18 protein-coding genes are annotated in these 21,368 nt (G+C 36.1%); 4 read left to right on the top strand and 14 right to left on the bottom strand.

The features are described 5' to 3' along the window. Window positions 1-128: 128 nt before the first annotated feature. From AC0VX1_RS01830 to AC0VX1_RS01815, 4 genes are all read right to left on the bottom strand, one after another. Entirely contained in the window at window positions 129-869 is a 741-nt protein-coding gene (locus tag AC0VX1_RS01830; RefSeq protein WP_411739393.1) for an SDR family oxidoreductase, read from the bottom strand. Window positions 870-921: 52 nt separating this feature from the next. After that, window positions 922-2,046 (bottom strand): NADH-dependent flavin oxidoreductase, encoded by a 1,125-nt coding sequence (locus AC0VX1_RS01825; RefSeq protein ID WP_475469674.1) that lies wholly within the window; start codon window positions 2,044-2,046, stop codon window positions 922-924. A 236-nt stretch (window positions 2,047-2,282) separates the two neighbouring features. Continuing rightward, entirely contained in the window at window positions 2,283-2,657 is a 375-nt protein-coding gene (locus tag AC0VX1_RS01820) for a MerR family transcriptional regulator (RefSeq protein WP_411739391.1), read from the bottom strand. A gap of 425 nt (window positions 2,658-3,082) precedes the next feature. Continuing rightward, a complete protein-coding gene (locus tag AC0VX1_RS01815; RefSeq protein WP_475469673.1) occupies window positions 3,083-3,532 on the bottom strand; it encodes a CBO0543 family protein in 450 nt (149 codons plus the stop codon). A 598-nt stretch (window positions 3,533-4,130) separates the two neighbouring features. Here AC0VX1_RS01815 and AC0VX1_RS01810 point away from each other — a divergent pair. Next, window positions 4,131-5,516, top strand: a complete 1,386-nt coding sequence (locus AC0VX1_RS01810; RefSeq protein ID WP_369316820.1) for a cytochrome P450 — start codon at window positions 4,131-4,133, stop codon at window positions 5,514-5,516. A 620-nt stretch (window positions 5,517-6,136) separates the two neighbouring features. Here the strand turns inward: AC0VX1_RS01810 and AC0VX1_RS01805 are convergent. Continuing rightward, entirely contained in the window at window positions 6,137-6,571 is a 435-nt protein-coding gene (locus tag AC0VX1_RS01805; protein WP_225989259.1) for a CoxG family protein, read from the bottom strand. A 317-nt stretch (window positions 6,572-6,888) separates the two neighbouring features. On the opposite strand from AC0VX1_RS01805, the gene AC0VX1_RS01800 reads away from it, so the two are divergent. Continuing rightward, window positions 6,889-8,039, top strand: a protein-coding gene (locus AC0VX1_RS01800; RefSeq protein WP_475469672.1) for an IS3 family transposase whose coding sequence is annotated in 2 segments (ribosomal slippage) — window positions 6,889-7,138 and window positions 7,138-8,039 — 1,152 coding nt in all. Because the reading frame shifts where the segments join, the coding sequence is not laid out codon by codon here. 594 nt (window positions 8,040-8,633) lie between these two features. On the opposite strand, the gene AC0VX1_RS01795 is transcribed toward AC0VX1_RS01800, so the two are convergent. After that, on the bottom strand, window positions 8,634-8,783 hold the full coding sequence (locus tag AC0VX1_RS01795; protein WP_034306261.1) for a hypothetical protein: 150 nt from the start codon (window positions 8,781-8,783) through the stop codon (window positions 8,634-8,636). Between the two features lie 852 nt (window positions 8,784-9,635). Between AC0VX1_RS01795 and brnQ the strand changes: the two genes are divergently transcribed. Beyond that, window positions 9,636-11,000, top strand: coding sequence for a branched-chain amino acid transport system II carrier protein (brnQ, locus tag AC0VX1_RS01790; RefSeq protein WP_475469671.1), 1,365 nt, complete (start codon window positions 9,636-9,638; stop codon window positions 10,998-11,000). Between the two features lie 626 nt (window positions 11,001-11,626). Here the strand turns inward: brnQ and AC0VX1_RS01785 are convergent. Further along, window positions 11,627-12,901, bottom strand: coding sequence for an IS110 family RNA-guided transposase (locus AC0VX1_RS01785; RefSeq protein WP_475469670.1), 1,275 nt, complete (start codon window positions 12,899-12,901; stop codon window positions 11,627-11,629). Window positions 12,902-13,645: 744 nt separating this feature from the next. Here AC0VX1_RS01785 and AC0VX1_RS01780 point away from each other — a divergent pair. After that, window positions 13,646-14,185 (top strand): VanZ family protein, encoded by a 540-nt coding sequence (locus AC0VX1_RS01780; RefSeq protein WP_475469669.1) that lies wholly within the window; start codon window positions 13,646-13,648, stop codon window positions 14,183-14,185. Window positions 14,186-14,431: 246 nt separating this feature from the next. Here AC0VX1_RS01780 and AC0VX1_RS01775 read toward each other — a convergent pair whose 3' ends face one another. The 7 genes from AC0VX1_RS01775 to nikA all read right to left on the bottom strand — a co-directional run bounded on the left by AC0VX1_RS01775 (window position 14,432) and on the right by nikA (window position 20,613). Continuing rightward, window positions 14,432-14,656, bottom strand: coding sequence for a helix-turn-helix domain-containing protein (locus AC0VX1_RS01775; protein WP_063574460.1), 225 nt, complete (start codon window positions 14,654-14,656; stop codon window positions 14,432-14,434). 10 nt (window positions 14,657-14,666) lie between these two features. Next, entirely contained in the window at window positions 14,667-15,158 is a 492-nt protein-coding gene (locus tag AC0VX1_RS01770) for a DUF2975 domain-containing protein (RefSeq protein ID WP_252268350.1), read from the bottom strand. 339 nt (window positions 15,159-15,497) lie between these two features. Further along, the gene (nikE, locus tag AC0VX1_RS01765) at window positions 15,498-16,319 is read right to left on the bottom strand and encodes a nickel import ATP-binding protein NikE (RefSeq protein WP_475469668.1); all 822 of its coding nucleotides are present in this window, start codon (window positions 16,317-16,319) and stop codon (window positions 15,498-15,500) included. A 33-nt stretch (window positions 16,320-16,352) separates the two neighbouring features. Then, window positions 16,353-17,180, bottom strand: coding sequence for a nickel import ATP-binding protein NikD (gene nikD, locus AC0VX1_RS01760; RefSeq protein ID WP_475469667.1), 828 nt, complete (start codon window positions 17,178-17,180; stop codon window positions 16,353-16,355). Between the two features lie 18 nt (window positions 17,181-17,198). After that, window positions 17,199-18,029: a nickel ABC transporter permease subunit NikC gene (gene nikC / locus AC0VX1_RS01755; RefSeq protein WP_475469666.1), complete on the bottom strand. Its 831-nt coding sequence runs from the start codon at window positions 18,027-18,029 to the stop codon at window positions 17,199-17,201. After that, window positions 18,026-18,970: a nickel ABC transporter permease subunit NikB gene (gene nikB / locus AC0VX1_RS01750; protein WP_057276529.1), complete on the bottom strand. Its 945-nt coding sequence runs from the start codon at window positions 18,968-18,970 to the stop codon at window positions 18,026-18,028. Before nikB ends, nikC begins: the two co-directional genes overlap by 4 nt. Window positions 18,971-18,987: 17 nt before the next feature. After that, window positions 18,988-20,613 carry a nickel ABC transporter substrate-binding protein gene (gene nikA / locus AC0VX1_RS01745; protein WP_475469665.1) on the bottom strand — a complete coding sequence of 542 codons (1,626 nt, stop codon included), beginning with the start codon at window positions 20,611-20,613 and terminating at the stop codon, window positions 18,988-18,990. Window positions 20,614-21,368: the final 755 nt, after the last annotated feature.

The following is a 21,368-nucleotide window of genomic DNA, read 5'->3' as shown; positions in this document are numbered from 1 at the left end:
ATGGGAATAAGTCCTATTGCAAATGTATCTGAATATAGCATTTTCTCAACCTTTCATTATTTGCAAAGTATAAGGTAATAAACAAGCAGCCCCAAAAAAGTGGGGCTGCCTCATTACAAAAGTTTCTTTTAGAGTTCTTGAATGGTTGGACGAACAATCATCTCATTAATCGCTACATCTGATGGTTGTTCGATTGCAAATCCAATGGCACGAGCAATGCTTGCAGGTTCGATTCCAATTTTAGTATCTTCCACAATGGCAGATTTCAATTCTGGATCTGAAATAGTTTCAAGCAATTCAGTAGTAATAGTTCCAGGCGAAATAATCGTTGTACGAATATTGTTGCTAGCCTCTTCTATACGGAGACCTTCAGTGATAGCACGTACAGCAAACTTTGTACCGCTATAAACTGAGCTCGCAGGGAAGACTAAATGACCAGCGATAGAGGAAACGTTAATAATATGCCCTTCTTTTCTTTCTCTCATTGACGGAAGCACAGCAGCAATACCATAAAGTACACCCTTTATGTTCACATCAATCATCGTATTCCATTCATTGATTTTTTTCTGATGAACAGGTGATAGAGGCATAACACCAGCATTATTGACTATTACATCAATTTTCCCAAACTCTTTAAGAGCAAATTCAGCTAACTCTTCCATTTGTTCATGTGAAGCAACGTCAGTCACCTTAAAAATAACTTGACCGCCATTCTGATGAATTTCTTCTTGTAATTTCTTTAAACGTTCTTGTCTACGAGCTGCCAGAACCAGCTTCGCTCCTTTAGATGCAAGTTCTCTAGCAGTAGCTTCTCCAATCCCACTAGAGGCACCCGTTATAATGACAACCTTATCTTGGATATTTGACATATAATTAATTCCTTTCTATACGTAATAAAGACAGTAACTTTTCTTTTCGATTTTAATCTTCGATATTAAACCATGGACCTGAAGCTTGAATTATGCCCCAAAGTTTTTCTGGAAGCATAAGATCGTCCACTTGTGAAGTCTTAATGGTTGTCTTAATTTCAGTTTCTTTTCCATTCTGAACCTTTTCTACCCAGTCTGGATTCATGATTAACGTATGACCAACTGCTGCTAGAGATAGACCCTTATCTAATGCAGATGCAACTTCATCAGCAGTTACCATCGAGCCTGCGGCCATTACAGGAACTCTGCCGTTTACATGTTCAACAATTAATTCAAGTCGTGTTTTTCCATCTTCAATACCTCGTGGTTTTGAAGATACATCATCAAGCGAAGCATGAATATAATCCAAATCCTGTTCAACCAGACGGTCAATTAATTCATACGTATCTTCCATTCCATAACCACCTTGTTCTTCAGGTGATATTCTGTAACCAAAAATAAACGGGCTTTTCGCACGATTCTTAATCACATTTTTCATTTCCTGAATGACTGCCAATGGGAAACGTAAACGATTTTCTAAAGTTCCACCCCATTCATCCTCACGTCTATTGAAGAAAGGAGAGAAGAAGTTTTGAAGTAAAAATCCGTGTGCGCCATGAATTTCAACACCATCAAATCCAGCTTCAATGGCTCGCCTTGTTGTTTCTCCAAATGCATAAATCACTTCCATTATTTCTTCATGTGAAAGTTCTCTAGGTAATACGGAAGGAGCAAATGCAGTTGTTTCAGTCTCTACAGCACTGGAACTTACCACTTCACCATCTGGAGTTAGAGTAGGAAGTGCTTTGTTTCCTGCATGGAAAATTTGGAGTATTGCAGGAGCTCCCCCGCTTTTGGCGGCATCAGCCAATTTCCGAAGACTTGGAATGAATTTATCGTCATAAGCTGCGAATTCATGAGTGAAACCAATACCGTTTGGTTGCACATGAGTACATCCAGATATAACAAGTCCTACTCCATTAACTCTTCTTTTATAATATTCTACTTCTTCATCTGAAATGGTGTAATCATCATTACTGGACCAAGTTGTCATTGGTGCCATAACTACTCTATTATTAAGGGTAATGCCATTTTTAAAAGTGAAAGACGCCAATAAGTTGGTGTATTTAGGGTTCATTTTTATCACCTCTTTATACATATTTAGAAATATTTTTCTAGTTATTTCTTGCACCAATCTATAAAAGGATAATTACAACCTTTTTATACTTAATGTTGTAAAAAATAGTTTACTCCTTTGAGTACACTCAAAAGCAAGCATTTTTTATTTTAATTTTCCCCAGTAATATAAAACGATAATAGAAGTAGTATTCTAAAGCAGATTAAAGATATGCAAAACAAAGAACAACTGGCTAGTTATTTTTGCTCGAAACAGTCACCTAATTCATTTTCATAAAACTGTATTTTATTATCCAAATGCTCTAAACTATGATGAAGTTTCTCCAATTCTTCCATTACTTTTTTACGATGATTTTTAAGTAGGTCTAACCTATCTCCCATTGTTTCTTCCCCAAGGTGGCCCCACATGGCAAATTTTTTCATATCTTTCAGAGACATTCCCGTGTTTTTTAAGTGGAGCAAAGATTCCATCCATGCTTTATTTTCATCTGAGTATATTCTTACGTTGTTAACGTCTCTATTAACCTTAATTAGCCCTTCTCTTTCATAAAACCTCAATGTATGTGCACTTACTCCAATGATTTCAGAAAATTCACTAACAGAATATGTCATTTTATTTGCCTCCAATAATTACTGATTACCGATTCTTCTAATTTAGTTTGAAACACAAGGAAAGTTTAATACTTAGAGTATGCTCTAAGTCAAGAAGTTTTAATTCTTCTGCATATGATGATTAACGATCTTTTAGATTTATTTCGTTAGAAAAATTTTAAAAAGGAGACATAAAGAGTAGAATAAAAAAAGTCACTTATTTGACTTCGTTATTTTCAAATAAAAAAGCAAACTCGCCGCAGTTTTGGCGAGTTTGCTTTTTTATAGCTATCACGTTCCTTATGCAACTAGACTGCCCCGTTAGTGCCATAAGAAAAAGGCTGCCTCAGCAACCTTCCTTAATGAAGGAAAGCACCCGTTAGTGTTCCACAAGGGTATTTTTTTCTAAAGTAGGATAATGCTTTTATGTAGAATTAAAGGACCCTTTATTTAAATAAAATCAATTTTCGGACTAATTTGTAATAACCATAAAATATTAAATATACCATCAGATAACTGACCGAAGACCAATATATATTCCATTCATTCCGGTATTCTAATTTACCTAATAATACAATTAAACTTTCCAAAAAGCTTGTACCTAAGGTAAAGACTAAAAAAGTAATTAGAGTAGAAATTTTTTTATAATGAATGCTACAAATAAATAAACAGCACAGTATAGGATAAAGACCTAGATTATAGGGAATTGAGGGTAACGATAAATCTTTAAAATTTTTATCCATCTCCCAAAAATAGTTAAATCCAATATCATTTATTAAAGTGGCTACAGCCACACCAATAGGAAAAAAAGTAATAAAAAGCCTTGTCTGATTTCTAAACAAATAAACCCCTAGGACCCAAGGAAGTATAAAACCAACAATGATATGAAAAAGCATATTTTACCCCTTTTAAATCTTTATATAATTATCCTGTCCATTTAGTTGTAGATGAAAACAACACAATCACTAATTAGAGAGGGGCTTATTTAGTGGAAATTTATGAAGATCGCATAACAAATAGTAATTCTTTAACTTCGGATTCAAATCCTTCTTCAACTCCCTCAGTTTGATGCGAATATCTCTCGAATGCTCACTTATTCGCAGGATTTCATAACCCTTGATTGTAAGGTCACGGTTAAATGGAGTGATTTCAGGAGATGAAGATTTCGTGAAGGCATAGTTAAATAAAGGAATTGTACGAGACTCCACATTTTACCATATAATGATACATTCTCCACACCGTCCCTGGAGGCTTTCCCTCCCATATCTCAACGGGTCAATTGCCCTATCATTCCTTCGTCATGCCTATCCAAGGGGTGGAGGCCAGTTATGCTAACCTGATGGGTCAGTGCCCTTTTGTTGAAGAAATATGGTACTCCGTACATATTTGAAATCCTACGAATAAGTTTTCTTATTAACAACTTGTCCAAACCAATCAATACTTTCCTCATAGAATGAATACAAGTAATTATACCGAAATGGAGGAAACAAACCCATGAGTGACACAAATTTTTCAAATGATTCTCCAGGCCCAAAAGGAAAATTAATTACTGGCCATTCAAAGGAGTTTATTTCAGATACACTTGGCTTTCTTACCCGTTTAGCAAAAGAATATGGAGAAGTGGCTAAAATTCGTTTTGGACCTTTCCATAATGTTTACCTTATTTCAAATTCAGATTTAATTAAGCAGGTACTTGTAACAAAACAAAAATCCTTCTTGAAATCAAAGGACTTCTCTGCTTTAAAACCAGTACTCGGAGAAGGCCTTCTTACAAGTGAAAAAGAAATTCACATGCGCCAAAGAAGGCTTATTCAACCCTCTTTCAAAAAGTCTCATATTAGCAATTATGGTCAGGATATGATTGATATAACAATGGACTATATTTCCACTTGGAAAAACAGAGAAGAAAGGATTATTACGGAGGATATGATGAGCCTTGCACTGGGTATTATCAGCAAGACCATGTTCAGCATGAACCTCAAAGAAGGATATGGCATGCTCGGGGAACCTATAGAGGCCTTCATGAGAATTGCCGTTAAAAGAATGCGAACACTTCAAATGCCACTATGGGTTCCAACTAAAAACAACCGTGAATATAACATTGCGAAACAGAGACTTGATAAGGTGATTTATAGCTTTATTGAAAAACGTAGAACAGAGGCAGAGAGACATGAGGATATGCTTGGGATTCTAATGGATGCTCGAGATGATGAGGATGGCTTAGCTATGACAGACAAGCAGTTACGTGATGAGTTAATGACCATTTTCCTTGCCGGTCACGAAACAACAGCAAATGTGCTTTCCTGGACCTTATACTTGCTTTCCCAACACCCTGATGTGGAAACTAAACTTTTCAATGAAATAGATAGCGTAATCGGCAACCGTAATCTAACAACTGGCGATTTTATGAAATTAACATTCACACAAAATGTTATCTATGAATCAATGCGCATATACCCGCCTGCCTATATCATACAACGGGAAGTGGCGGAGGATGTGGTAATTGGAGGGTATCTTTTTAAAAAAGGCGATATGATCCTGTTGAGTCAGTATGTGATGCACCACAAGCCTGAGTATTTTGATAATCCCGATTCCTTTAAACCTGAGCGATTTGAAAACAACTTTATGAAAACCCTACCTCCGTTCGCTTACTTTCCATTTGGCGGAGGTCCGAGAGTTTGTATCGGTAATCATTTTGCAGTGATGGAAGCTGTGCTTGTCCTAGCATGCATTGCTCAACGATATCGGATAAGGCTGGCGCCTGACCATCATGAAGTAAAGCCACTTCCGTCTATTACACTCAGACCGAAGCGTGGATTGCGCATGGTAGTCGAAGATAGAAATATAGGAGGTTTCCAACCAGAAGCTTCTGAAATTTAAATGAATATAAGTTGTATTAATGAACAAAATTGTCACTCTACACCTAAGATAGATCCCCCCTTTAGTTCCATAAAAAAGACTGCAGCATCAACCCTATTTTTTGAAGTAAACCAGCTAACAGGATGTCAATATCTTTCTCTGAAATTTCCATTTCCCTTATGATATACTATTTCTGGCCATGCCAAATACCCCTCCAAAACCCTTTGGAAGGATTTTTCTCTGTATCAGAATCAAAGGACCGGTAAGTAATAAAACCCAATAACAAAGATACGATAGGAATAATTATATACTGTGGCCCAAAAATAAAGGATGCTAGACCTAATAATAGAGTTAGCATCCCATAAGGATTTTGTCCTTTTATAGTATTTAACTGCACAATATCCTCCGGGGTTTTAAGAAGCCAGTTTTCGCCCTGTAATTCAACTAACGCACCTGTTGGTTCATTAAGAAGAGCGATTCTGGAATGTTGAAAAAAGGAGGCCCTCCTTTTGGACAGCCCCATTTCCGCTAATTATAAAATTTCTAGTAGAGCTCATCATTATATTGGTTACTTCAGAATGTTACCATCTATACTTCAGAGAAGGTATCTCCAAAATAAATTGGCTTTTAATCTTTGAATACTATGAGAATACTGCAATTTTACGTGCGATAGATTCCGTTAAACGAGATGCTACTTTTGGAACAGCCCATTTAATAATTGGTGTTAACACCGCACCGGATAATCCGCCTGCATGGATTTCCACCGTACAAGTCATTATTGTTTTACCATTAACATCTTCTGCAGTAAAGTGACCGCTTCCTGTAAAATTATCTGATAAACCTTTTAGTTCAAACTTAATGTTTGAAGGTTCATTCCATTCGGTAATATCTACCTGCGCTTGTATTGTTTTTTTAATACCTTTCACACTACCTTCAAATGTCCAAATAGATTGCTTGTCATTTATGATTTCATGTTCTTTATAGGCTGGTACTGTCGTTGCCCATTTTTCGAGATCACTGACATAATCCCAAACTGCTTGTACATCCACTGGAACTACTACAGTATGCGTTCCCATTGCCACTAAGATCCCCACCTTCACTATGTATGAATTGTAACTTTTCATTTCTACAAAATAATTATTACATAAAAAAGCATAAACTTACATCTCTAATTATCATAGCTTTCCTTCTTCTAATCCTCCAATTATTTGTAGAATCAAAATTTTCCAATCCTACAAAATCCGGCCCTTTAATGGAATAACAGGACAAGCGTTTTTAACCGACCTTAATTTCACTTAACAGTATTCCTTATGGAACTATCTGGAGTTAGTATAGTTTCATGGACACATTTTAGTTAAGTCCTTACAATGATTTTTGAGAGGATGTGTCCGTCTTGGAACGTAAAAATACAGGTGAAAAATATAATAATGAATTCAAGAAGACTATTGTAGATCTTTATCACTCGGGTAATTCGGTCAAAGAATTAAGCGGCGAATATGGCGTATCAGAAGTCACCATTTATAAATGGGTTAAAGAATTTACTCCAATCGGTTTAGGGGAAGAGTCCATGACTCCAAAGGAATTAGCCGCCATTCAGAAGGAAAACCTTCGGTTAAAGCAAGAAGTTGAAATCTTAAAAAAGGCTATGGCCATATTCGCGAAAAAGTAACCGAAACAGATCTTACCGAATTTATTGAGGAACACAAGAAACAATATCCCGTACAGAAGATGTGTGAAATACTAGAAATCCCAAGAAGCAGCCATTATCAGTCCCTTCAAATAGTCGTATCAAATCGTGAACAGGAAAACCAAGAACTCACGAAGGAAATTCATCTCATTTACCTGGAAAGCAAGGGACGATATGGGGCTCCAAAGATTCATGAAAGCTTATTAACCAAAGGGTTTTCCCTAAGTCTAAAGCGTGTTCAACGCTTAATGAGCAAGGCGAGAATTCGTTCTATTACTAAGAAAAAATACCGTCCCTATCCATCTAAAGAAAAGGTTATTCAATTGGATAATTTGCTAAAACGAGACTTCACTACTCAGACCATTAATGAGAAATGGGTAGCAGATATTACGTATATCCACACGTTAAAAGACGGATGGTGTTATTTAGCTTCGGTATTGGACCTTCATTCTAAGAAAATAGTAGGATATTCATTTTCTCGTTCAATGACGACAGAACTGGTCATAAAAGCTTTCAATAACGCACACCTATCACAAAAGCCCTCGGAGGGCTTAGTTCTTCATACCGATCTTGGCTCACAATATACAAGCAGTGAGTTTACTCAACATATCCAAAACCATCATATTAAGCAATCCTTTAGTCAGAAAGGTTGCCCGTACGATAATGCCTGTATTGAATCCTTTCATGCCCTATTAAAGAAGGAAGAAGTCAACCACGTACAATATCTAGACTATGAAACAGCTAAATTAGCGATGTTCCAATTTATTGAAGGTTGGTATAACCGAAAAAGAATTCACAGCAGCTTGGGTTATCAAACCCCTCAAGCCATTGAAGATCGAATTAGGAATACAGCTTAAGATTTAACTTTTTAGTGTCCAAAATATTGACTCAAATCCAATCTTGCTCCGTTAGTTCTATAAGGAATACCTTAAAGAATTCCGTATAGACCCAAAACAACACACATTAATCCTCCGAAAATAAATAAAACTTTAAGAAACCAATAATTAACTGTTTGTGGTAAGGGCTTATATATTTGATGTGTTCAAAAAATTTGCTATTATCAAACCGAAAACGAGTCGTATAAATCAAACCAGTCCAGGTTGCGATAATGCCAAATATCGTTGTAAATATAGACCAAAAAAAGTCTTTGTCCACTCTATTAACCCCACCTAACTTAACCTCTAAATTCCATAAGAATACAAAGATTTAAGAAGCATCCTAAGCCTAGTGAGTATCCAAATGTTTTTAAAATTTCTGCTGGAGATTACTGGTGTATCCAAAATAACGGCTGCTCTATTGAATTTTCAGTGAGAATGGATATCTGATGACGAGTTTTTTGTCACCTAATCTGAAATTTATGGAATAATAATAAACTGTGTCATCCATTGAAAAAAGAACTTCGAATAAAAAAAACATAGGGAGATTTTAGTCTTCCTATGTTTTAAATCATATTATTTATCTGTTTGTTTTTGCTTCTTTTTCAAATACTCCGCACGGATTTTTTCAAGTTGCTGCTTTTTATCAAATTTGGCAGGCATATGTTTTTCATGAAACTTTGTCACAGCTACCTTACCTTTGGTATCCAATTGATATTTTCCCACTTTGTTCACCTACTTTTCTTGTCTTTAAAGAGAATCTATTCAACCAATATAATATACCTTATTTTACTGAAGTAAACCTTATTACTTTTTTAGTGTACCGCTAACTTTGCATATATCAGTAAAAACATTAAAAACTTAGTAAAATAATTCATCGCCAAATGGTATTCATTTCATTGTTATAATTAACATAAAGTGCTTTTGATTTATAATCATAGTGGATTTGATAAACTACTTTCCCTTCTGTTTTATAATTTTCTTCCGTTTGAACACTTTGGATAAAGTTAGATACATTGAAAATAAAAAAAGTACTTTTCAAGGTTACCTTCAACACCGATATAAAACCTTCCCTTATATAGTTCATTTTTATTGTGTCGGGTTCTATTTATTTTATGTCCCTTATTTGAAAATAGAATAGCCTTTCTGCAACTAACCTGCCATAGTCCATAATCCACTTTATACCTCCTAATGACAACTTTATTTCTTGTTTTTTCCTCCTTTTTATCCTTTAAAGAGTAAGCAGTATATATTACAATATATTAATATCAATAAAATGGTATTTCAGTTAATAATTACACATCACTAATAGGGAGCTAAGGGGAATTCCCTGTAATTCACACCGATTATCATTTAATCGTTATCATGGTAGTAATAGTTCTGCTTGTCGTTAAAATTTTAAAGAACCTATTGCATATTAAATAAGGCCACCCAAAAGGAGAAACTTAAAATTTACATTGAAATTAATTTTATCTAGTCATAATACGATAAAATCTTATGTATTTAGTTTGTGAATAATTTTTTTGAAAATTACTTTTTTCAAAAAGTGAAATTCAGTTATTTTATGGAGGGTTTAATTTGCCTACTAAAGTACCATTTTCATTTATAGTAGTTATTGGTTTAATGTTATTTGCTCTATTTTTTGGGGCAGGAAATTTAATTTTTCCACCAATGCTTGGTCAATCAGCAGGAATAAATATCTGGTCAGCAAATGCAGGGTTTTTAATAACAGGAGTCGGCCTACCGTTACTTGGTGTGTTAGCACTTGGTTTTTCGGGGAACGATGATTTACAGTCGTTAGCAGGTCGGGTACATCCTGTATTTGGTATTGTATTCACAACCGTTCTTTATTTAGCCATTGGTCCTTTATTTGCTTTGCCTAGATCAGGAAACGTTTCTTTTGAAATCGGTGTAAAACCTTTTTTGTCCGAAAATTCAGGCTCTACACCTTTACTTATTTTTACACTCATCTTTTTTAGCATTACGTGCCTTTTTTCGATCAATCCCGCGAGAGTTGTCGGAATTGTCGGGAAAATACTAACACCAATCAAGATAACGTTCATTGGAATCCTAGTAGTAGTTGCTTTTAAACATCCAATCGGAGATTTTCAAGCACCTATTAAGAATTATTCAGTTCAACCTTTTTTTAATGGGTTTAGAGAAGGTTATTTAACAATGGATACGCTTGCATCTTTTGTTTTTGGCATCATCATCATTAATGCCATTAAAGAAAAAGGTGCAAAAACAAAAAAACAAATTATGGTTGTTTGTGCAAAAGCAACTGGAATTGCTGCCTTTTTCCTAGCAACCATGTATTCAGCTCTTTCTTATATGGGTGCTTCAAGTGTAGAAAAACTTGGACACCTGGAAAATGGAGGTACCATCTTAGCAAAAGTCTCGGATTATTATTTTGGAGCTTATGGCGGGATATTATTAGGGTTAATGATTACAGTAGCTTGTTTAACAACAAGCGTAGGACTTGTTACATCTTGTTCTTCATTCTTCCATAAACTATTTCCAAAGGTATCTTACAAAACAATTGCTATTAGTTTATCTATTTTTAGTGCAATAGTTGCCAATATTGGGCTAACACAGTTAATTGCAGTTTCAATTCCTCTCCTAACAGCTATTTATCCATTAGCTATTGTATTAATTTTCTTAACGTTTTTTCATTCTTTATTTAAAGGGAAAGCTGAAGTGTATCAAGGAAGCTTACTTTTAACATTTATCATTAGTTTATTTGATGGTTTAAACCGAGCTGGTATACGCTTTTCATCCATTAATAATTTCTTTCATGAAATTCTTCCTCTGTATGATGTAGGACTAGGGTGGATTATCCCAGCAATTGTTGGAGGATTTATAGGGTTTAGCAGTAGCATAATACGAGTGAAATTCGGTCTTAATCATCCAACTAGAATAGTTAAAAGAAAAAAAATTTCTTAAAAATGTCAACCCTTTTTTTCTATTTGTTGACATTTTAATCGAACGGCACCTGTTCGTTCTATAAGGGGTAGCGTCAGGAAAATGCAGATTTACAACGTTAAGGAAATTTCGATATTAAAAAGCCCAATTTCTCAGCATTAAAATTGAGAAATTGGGCTTTTTTCGTTATTCAACTCCCTCAGTATGATAGCTATATCTCTCGAATGCTCACTTATTCGCAGGATTTCATAACCCTTGAAAATACATTAACGGTTAAAAGCATTGAGCTTAGATTATTATGACTTCGTGGAGACATAGTTAAATAAAGGAGTAATAAATAACTCCATATTTTACCATATAATGCACGTAATCTCCACGCCGCCCCTGGAGGCTTTCCCTCCCATGTCTCAACGGGTCATAAAAAAATATGCCCTCTCATTCCTTCGTCATGCCTATCCAAGGGGTGGAGGCCAGTTATGCTAACCTAATGGGTCAGTGCCCTTTTGTTCAATAAATCTGGTACTCCGTGCATCTTTAAAATCCTACGAATAAGAAAACATTCGACAAAAGATAAGCTGAAAATCATGTTAATGATTTTTAAGTGGTTCCCTTCGAGAACCTGAAAAGCATCATTTATTCAATAAAAACTACGCTGCCAGAGCTGAAAAAAGTTGTAATTTTTCTGGAGAATACGATTCATTTCGTTTGGCTATGCCTACAAATACTCGAGCCAGTTTACCAACCAATTTCATAATTGATTTCATTTTCTTTATATTTTTCACCTTAACATTATTGGCGTGCAACGCTTTAAACTCAGGGTTATTCATGACAAGGCTCATCGTCGCTAAGTATAAGAAACGCCGCAGTCTGGATCTCCCTCGTTTAGAAATGACAATTTGTCCTTTCCATTTACCAGAGCTCGCCTCGGAAAGATGTAACCCTGCATGTCGAAGTAGAGAATTACCGTGGTCGAATCCACTTAAATCTCCAGCTTCCCCTAAAATGCCAGCTAAAGAGATTTCACTGATCCCTTTTATAGCGAGCAGTTTCTTTGCGAAAGGAATTCGTTGAAGCACGTTAGTGACTTCTTGTTCCACTCTTTCGAGTTGCTTTGTAGCTAGATCATACTCTTCCAGTAGTTGTTCTAAATGTAGCTTGTAAGCATCATGTGCTTGGTGCGATCCGATAGAACGCTTAGCTAAATCTATAAGTTGATAAGCTTTTTTCAGCCCAGGCTGACGCTTCATTACGGATTTCCATTTGGCCACAATATCTTGAGGTTCCATCGAACGTAACTCGATTGGTGTCGGAAATAATCGTAGAGTTGCGATAGCCCCTTTGCCTTTCACATCTTTAAACAATTGCCGTAGCTCAGGAAAAACAACATCTACCCAACGATTTAATTGGTTAATAGAACTAACGAGACGTTTAACGATTACGTCACGGTTAGACATAAGGACTCGAAGTTTTTCGAAAGACTCTGGAGTTGAACGAACAAAGGCATAGTATCCATTCTTCACCATATCCGCAATCACGAGAGCGTCTTTTTTATCACTTTTGGACTGAGTGTTATCTCGATTTTCTTTATTTCTTTTTACAAGGTGAGGATTGACTGTTACGACATCAATCTTTTCGTTAGATAACCATTTCGATAGATTAATCCAGTAATGACCTGTAGGTTCCATACCGACTATAGTTGTGTCTAAGCTGTTTTTACCTTTTAGTTTATTGATCCATTCTAGAAATCTGTTAAAGCCTTCTTCGTTATTTTCAAAGGTAAGAGGCTCACCTACTACGATCCCTCGATAATTTACGGCTCGAGCAACGTGAAATTGTTGTGCAATATCCACCCCAACAACGAGATGCTTATCAGTAATTCTTTCTATTAGTTGATTTTGTTTGTCCTGCATTTTAAACTTCATAGTATGGGTTCCTCCTAAGGTTTTGAGTTAGAGTCGCGTCTTACTCATATCTTACTGAGGAGCCCTATTTTTATCAAAGTTCAAAAATAACGAACTACAGGAATGCTAACCTGCCCCGATAGTTCCATAAGAAAAGCTGCCTTAAAGACAGCTCCGATCTTGAGCTAATGAACCTGTTAGTTCCATAAAAAATGTTCTGAACCACCATATAAATGCTATATCAAAAATACTACGAACCAATTCTGTAAGCCCCAAGCTATGGCTAATAAAAGAAATCAAAATGGTTTCCTTTCCTTTTAAATGGACTCTCCATTGTATAAAAAAGTTTAATCAAAACTCATTTAGAAATCTTTGATTGAAAAGATAAAGTATCACAACTTTATACAAAACCTCGCATCTATCTTCAAACATCGTAATTTTATTTTAAAGACATAATTACCAATGGCGGATTCCTAAGAATATTAATAATAAATTCCAAGTGAAAATTTAAGAAAAATTTAATATTTACCCCACTTTTTATTTTAGATGTTTTTCCTATCCTATATACAAGTTACTTTATGGAGGAGAATAAAAATGAAAAAGTGGGGATTTTATTGGTTTTTGCATTAGCCTTTAATATTAAGATATATCGGTATCCCAAGATAAAGTAGAAGATCAAATCTGAAAAATTTTCGGTGATGATAGCATAGTGTAAAGTAGGTTAAAGCATAGGTTATGAAAATGAATTAGGAATTGAGGATTTATATGGAAAAATCAAAAAACACTCAAAAAAGAATAACTGCTGGCTTGTTGGCCGTATATTTATTTGCATTAACATGGATTATAGTCTTTAAAATGCAATTTTCATTCCAAGGCTTGCCGGATTTTAGGGAAATCAACTTAATCCCTTTTGCTGGTTCAGCTAATGTTAATAACCAAATAGATTTTAATGAAATAAACTATAATGTACTTGCATTTATCCCATTTGGAATTTATATCAGTATGCTAAAATCAAATTGGTCTTTCTTGAAAAGGATTACAGTAATAGCAGGAGTTAGTTTGCTATTTGAAGGATTGCAATTCATCTTTGCTATAGGAGCTAGCGATATAACTGACTTTATGGGAAATACATTAGGTGGAATTATTGGAGTTGGAGTTTATATTGTATTTTGTAAGCTGTTCAGTACTAAAGCTACTATAATCCTTAATGTTTTAGCTTCAATCGGAACGATATGCATTGTTGCATTATTGCTGTTATTAATATATCTCAGAATTAGTGGTGTTATTATTTATAAAGTTTCCTAAGTAATTGGAGAATTGCTGTTTCATGAAAATTAACAGAGGGTACATCATCAATGACTTGATACAGCAGGTTCTTCATTTATAAAACAAGAATGACAAATATAACAAGCCACCTATTTTGGATGGCTTTTTTAAATTCCATTTCTCTAAAAACAGAAAAAAAAATCAGGCCCAATAGTTGAAGAAAGAGCACTATTCAACTATTCCACTCCGTCAGTTCCATAAGAAGCAGCAGCCTACCTAAATGATTTATTCTCCTTGAGTGCGCTCTTCACTTTTGTATTCCAAAAGATCTCCCGGCTGACAGTCCAAAGCCTTACAAATCGCTTCTAACGTGGATAGTCGAATCGCTTTTGCCTTTCCATTTTTCAATATAGAAAGGTTAGCCATCGTTATTCCAACCCTTTCCGAAAGTTCCGTTACGCTCATTTTCCTTTTAGCCAGCATCACATCAATATTGATTATTATTGCCATGTTATTCACCTCAGACTATTAAGTCATTCTCTGATTTTATATCGATGGCTTCTTGTAAAAGTCTTTGAAGGACTGCCGCAAAGACAGCAATCACCATGGGGGCAAAAATCATGACCATTCCGATTAGTACGAGACCCGGTGCGTCATCTACCTCCGCCATGATATAGACGAATGGCAGGGCCACCACATACAAGCCACTGATTATGATGGCACATTTTTTGATTTTCTTTAGAGCTCTTACTGATAATTCCGAGAAAGCTTGATTCTTGTCAATATAGCTTAATAGGTTAAACGATTGATACAAAGCGAAGTAAAAGGGGATTGCCGACACATACATAACCATTAATAGGCCATATACCATATAAGCCAAATCTGAACCTCTTTCTGCTGCTTCATTTGCTTCATTCGCTATCTGAGGCAACAAAAATAGACACAAAGCAAGAACCGGAATGCCGATAAAAATGACAGCTACCTTTAAGAAGAGTGTTGAACTTCGTTTCATGAAAAGCACCTCATTTATTTATTGTCAATTTGAATTTAACACGTTTTTTATTGTTTCACAATAAAATATTATTGAATTTAATTACATTATTATTGTTTATACATTTATAAGACAAAAATAAAAAGCATTCCCCATTACAGAGAAATGCTCGATAGCTTGTGCAACCAACTTCCCCATTGATGGCGGCCGGATATTCAACGTTAGTCATAATAACGAAACGCCCACATCGCTAATTCGGAAAAAACGAATAACCAGTATAAAGTATGCTATTGCAACTCCTCAAATATGAGATAAAGGGCCTCGATTTTCAAACGGAAACCGGCAAAGATATATTCTAAACTAGGACTTGTTAATCCTCATTGGAAGAGAACGAAAACGCGGATGCTCAGCGAGTATAGAACTTCTCATCTGTTTAACGACAGGATGTTCTGACGAAAAAAACTGATCTTTTGAATTGTAATGCTCGATTAATTCCCCTTTTTCCAGTACACCCAAAGTATCTGAGATTGAATAAGCCGCTTTAATATCATGTGTAATAAAAAGATAAGATAAGCTGAAGTCTTTCTTCAACTCACTTAATAATTCTAAAATCAGTGTTTGATTAACCATATCCAGACTGCTTACGGATTCATCCAAGACGATTAACAGTGGCTTAAGAGAAATTGCTCTAGCAATATTAATTCTTTGCAATTGTCCACCGCTAAATTGGTGTGGGTATTTTTTTAAATCCTTTTCACTTAGGCCCACTCTTTCCAATAACTCAATAACCGTTCTTTTTTGTTCGGTTACGGTTAATTTTTCATAGTTTTCTAATGGCTCGCCTATAATACTTTCGGCGGTCATTCGTGGATTGACAGCTGAATATGAATCCTGAAAGACGACCTGTAGATCTCGGCGTATCTTTTGTCGAGTAAGCTTATCAGCAGTATAGATATCATGCCCTTGAAACAGAACCTGTCCTTGCTGTGGACGTTCTAAGCCAAGGATCACTTTTCCTAATGTACTTTTTCCAGCTCCACTCGTACCAAGCAGCCCTAAACATGTTCCTTCGTCAATGGAGAGGGAAATGTCAGTGAGTACTTTTTTAGAAGGCTCTTTCCATTTTAAAAACGTATGAGAATTATAGCTATGAGTTACTGCTTTTACTTGTAATAAACTCATTTGTTCACCCCTCAAAAAAATGCAGTCCATATATCACAACATATGGGTGATAGGCTCTTCATATTTAATGCTAAGGCGGGCATTTAGCAGTTTCTTTGTATATTCATGCTGCGGATTATCAAATAGTTCATACACATTTGCTGTTTCTACAATTCTGCCATGTTGCATAACGACTACATCATCTGCCATTTCAGAAATGACGCCAAGATCATGAGAAATGAGTAAAATGGATGTTCCATATTCAGAACGGATTTTATCCAAGTGGCGAAGTACCTGTAATTGGTTATGTACGTCGAGTGCAGTCGTCGGCTCATCAGCAATAATAACGGAAGGCTGTAAACATGCAGCCATCGCAATCATCACGCGTTGAAGCATACCTCCACTCAGTTGAAAAGGATAGCTTTTTAATAGTTTCGCGGGATTTGGCAGGTTTACATTTTGCATCGCTTCGATGGCAAGCTCTTTTGCTTGTTTTTTATTCAATGCGGTATGAGACCTAATCGTTTCGACAAATTGATTGCCAATCGTAAAAACAGGCGTAAATGAATTCATCGGATTTTGCATAATAAAGGCAATATCCTTGCCGCGAATTCCACGAATTTCTTTATCGTTCAAACCATTTAATTCTCGTCCTTGAAGGGTAATGCTCCCTTCAATTGTAGTTGTTTTCCGATCAAGAAGCTGTAGAATGGACATACTCGTAACGGTTTTGCCACTTCCGCTTTCCCCAACAAGGCCCAATACCTTCCCTTTTTCCAGTTCGAAATTAATGTCCTGAACGAGGGTGGATGCACCTTCCTTTGTTTGTACTTTTACATGTAGATCGCTCACTGTTAATACATTCGACCGTTCTGTTCTCAATCTTCTCATTCCTTTTTATTAACGACGTTTGACTCCAAAACGTTCTGATAGCGCTTCGCCTAATAAATTGAAGGTGACGACAACAAGCATAATCATCAAACCTGGATATAGCATTAATTCTGGATTCGTCCGAATATAGGATTTCCCTTCATGAATCATTGCTCCCCATTCTGGTGTAGGAGGTTGCACGCCCAACCCTAGAAACGACATGGCCGATATATCCATGATGGCCCAACCCATTTCTAATGTACCCATAACAGCGAGCGGAGGAAGAACATTTGGAATAATATGTTTCTTTATTATCTTCCATTGAGAAGAACCGCTTATTTTAGCTGCCGCTATATAGTTTTGTTCTTTTAGACTAAGTACCATTCCTCGGAAAATTCTCGCATAATACACCCATTGCACAAGCATCAATGCTATGATGACCTGTTTAAGGCCAGGTCCCAATATACCAACAAGTCCAAGAATGAGCAAAAGGTTCGGAAATGCCATAACACCATCACACAGTCTCATTAGCACCTGGTCCACCCATCCGCCTTTATAACCAGCAATGGTTCCGACAATCAAACCGATCCCTAAAGATGAAATAAAGATTAATGTAGCAAATCCTAACGAAATGCGAGCTCCATATAAGATGCGTGATAACGTACATCTTCCTAAATGATCCGTTCCCAATGGATACTCAAAGGAAGATGGCTGTAGTTTATTAGCTAAATTGACAGCAATAGGATCATTAGGTGCAATCCAAGGAGCCAAGATGGTGATGATAAATAGGAAGCTTAATATTATTGAACAAAGGACAATCACTTTATGACTTCTCATCATAATACGAAGACTTGTTATCATTGACGTTGCCCCCCTTTTCTGGAGATGCGTGGGTCGATACACATTTGGATTAGGTCAACAATCAAATTGCTAAAAATGAATAGTCCCGCAGCTAAAAGCACATAGCATTGAATGACAGGAACATCGCGATTAAAAATAGCTTCAATGAAATAACGACCGAATCCTGGCCAAGAAAAGACCGCTTCGACGATAATGGTTCCGGTCAGCAGCTTTCCTAAATTCATCCCCAGTCCAGTAATCATGGGGGATATGGCTATTCTCAATACATGTTTTCCCATAATGACTTTTTCATGAATCCCTCTTGTGCGAGCAAAAAGGACATAAGGTTCCTGTAAATTTTCAAGAACGCTAGCACGTAATAGTCGAGTATACAAAGCTATTAATGGCAAAGCTAAAGTAACGGAAGGAAGAACCAGATGTTGCCAAGTCCCGATTCCTTCGACAGGAAATAGGTCGAGTTTAACAGAAAAGAAAAAAATCAATAAATAACCAAGCCAAAAAGAAGGGATGGACGCCCCGAAAAAAGAGAGAAGGCGACTAAAATGGTCAATACCACTGTTTTTCTTTATGCCTGCCAAAAATCCAAGAGGGACACTGACCAGGATAGCTAATATGATGCTACCTAAAGCTAACTGAATGGTCGCTGGCATTCGATAGGTTACCTCTTCCCAAACAGGTTTATTCGAAAGATAAGATATGCCAAAATCAAATTGGCATATCTTAATAATAGAATTTACATATTGAACATGGAGGGGTTGATCTAAGCCAAACTCATGTCTTTTCTGAGCCAATATCTCATCTGTAGATTGGATATGTGCTGCAGATAAATATGCCTCAGCTGGGTCCACTGGTGAAAGGTGAATCATTCCAAACGTAAGAAGAGTGGCCAAGAGAAAGATGGGAATAATGGCCATAATTCGTTTCAAGATATACGTGCCCATGAAAACCCTCCTGTAACTTACTTCTCGATGCTAATTCCTGTGAATGGATGTTCATCCCGGTTAGCAGGGAATGTAAAATTAGATACATCTTTTTGGTAAACAGCTATTTTCTTAATATAAGAAATGGGCACAATCGCTCCTTGGTCTTGCAGTGATTCCAAAATGGTTGAGTAAAGTTCTTGACGTTCTTTTTCATCTGTTGTTCCAGGAACATCTGCAATTTGTTTTAACAACTCATCTCTGTTCGGATAAGATGAAATGGCTTCGTTAAAACCAAATCCTTCTGAACCAACGACATTTACGAAAGTATGTGGATCATATGGAGCGCCATAGTTACTAAAGAAATTCAATTCAAAATCATTAGCTTTGAATCTTTCAATTTGTACCGTAAGCTCAACTCCAACGATATTCAATTTAACACCTAGTGCCGCCCACTCAGATTGTAATGTTTCGGCCATTGCTTTTTGAATTGATTCTGCAGAGTCGTACATTAACTCGATTTCAAGCGGCTTTCCGTCTTTCTCACGAACGTTTTTTCCTTTTGGAAGCTTCCATCCCGCTTCATCTAATAAAGCTTTTGCTTTTTCGACATTATAATCAATCGGTGTTACATCAATGTCTGAAGTATACGGGAAGTTTGTCGGTAAAATGAAATCTGCCTTCTCTTCCAAACCTGAAGTAACTCCGTCAACCATTGCTTTTTTATTAAATCCATATTGTAACGCTTGACGAACACGTAAATCTGAAAGTTGTTCTTTCTTCGTATTCATAACTAGTTGTCTTGTCGCAACCGGATCAGAAATACTAGTCTCATAGTTACCTGTTGTTTCTAATTGTTTGAAAGCATCCAGACTGATAGCACCTTCACCATAAATTAGGTCCAGGTCACCTTTTTCAAAAGCAAGAACACGGGTTTCCGCATCAGGAATGACCTTGACTTTGATTTTCTTAACTTTAGGTAGTTCACCCCAATAATTTTCATTGCGTTTGAAAATAGCATATTCATCTGCTTTATATTCTTCCAAAACCCATGGGCCTGTACCGACTGGTTTTGTAACACCTTTAGAAGTGTCACCATCTTTAGGGAATCCAGCATCACCTAAGAATCGGACTGGACGAACAACGGCTAACTCTTGAATAGTAGGATAATATGGCTCCTTTAATGTTAGTTTAAATGTGTTTTGGTCAATTACTTCCGTTTGATCCACTTTCGTAATAAAGCCCAACCAACTATGTAAATCAACATTTTTCAATATAGTATCAAAGTTCTTTTTCACAATTTCAGCATTAAAACTTGTACCGTCAGAAAATTTCACATCTTGACGGAGGTGGAACGTATATTCCTTCCCATCCTTGGAAATTTCCCAAGATTCAGCTAAATGCGGTTTCAGCTTACCTCCATCTTGGTAGCTGACCAAAGGTTCATATATCATTGATGTAGCGAATAATTGAGAAGGATTATAGACATGCGGATTCATTTCACCTATATCCCTCGGCCAAGCCAAAGTAAGCATGTCTTTACTGTCTTTGTTTGAAGTTGAATTTTCTTTTGATTCATTTGTACATCCAAGTAAAAGCGTTGATAGAATTAAAACGATTGCCGATATAAATAACACTTTTTTGCTGTTTCTTCGTTTTGACATAACCATTGGTGCCCCCTGTGCCATATTGAGAATTATTTTCAATTGTAATGAGTAACTATATTATTGTCAATATAATGTCGAAACTCTCGAAAAATATAAATATGTTTATTAGAAATCATATGTAGATACGTAGACCCCCAATATCCTTTTCAGCCATGAATGATGATGCTACTCCGAATATTTACACGTTCGCCCCCTTTTAAAACCGGTATTGTTTGTGAAAGTTTGGAACTTGACCAAAATGAATTACATTTCGTCTAGAAGAAATAATTATCATTCACCTGTTTTTTGATAACACAATCATCAGTTCCAATCCTCTTAACCTTATAAGAGGATAAAGCCAATAATATTATTCTAATATAATTATTTATACGTAGAAGACATCGGAAGGCGGACATATAATCCTAGTATAGATTTGTGAATGTACCAAACGCTCTTGCTGAGAATGCCGAACATATATGGTGTTATATGGGTTTTTTCCTTTAAATTCTTGAATGATTATTACGATACTCCATCGCGTTCCTGGACTTTCGCCAGCGGTTTATTAAAAACAAAGTTATGACCCGATTATATTCATCAATAAATCATTAATTCCTGGGAACCATCCATATTCCTTTTCCCTGTTTTCCAGCTGTTTTAGATATGTAAATTAGAAATTAGGTCCATAAAGTATTACGTTTGAACAAAAAATATCGAAGAAAAGACCTCCCATAAGTTCAATGAACTTACGAAAGGTCTCCTCCATGGTGAAATAG

The sequence above is a fragment of the Peribacillus sp. QJM3NY_7 genome (assembly GCF_056173225.1).
The sequence above is the reverse complement of the archived record's forward strand: the minus strand, read 5'-3'. Positions and strand labels throughout refer to the sequence as shown.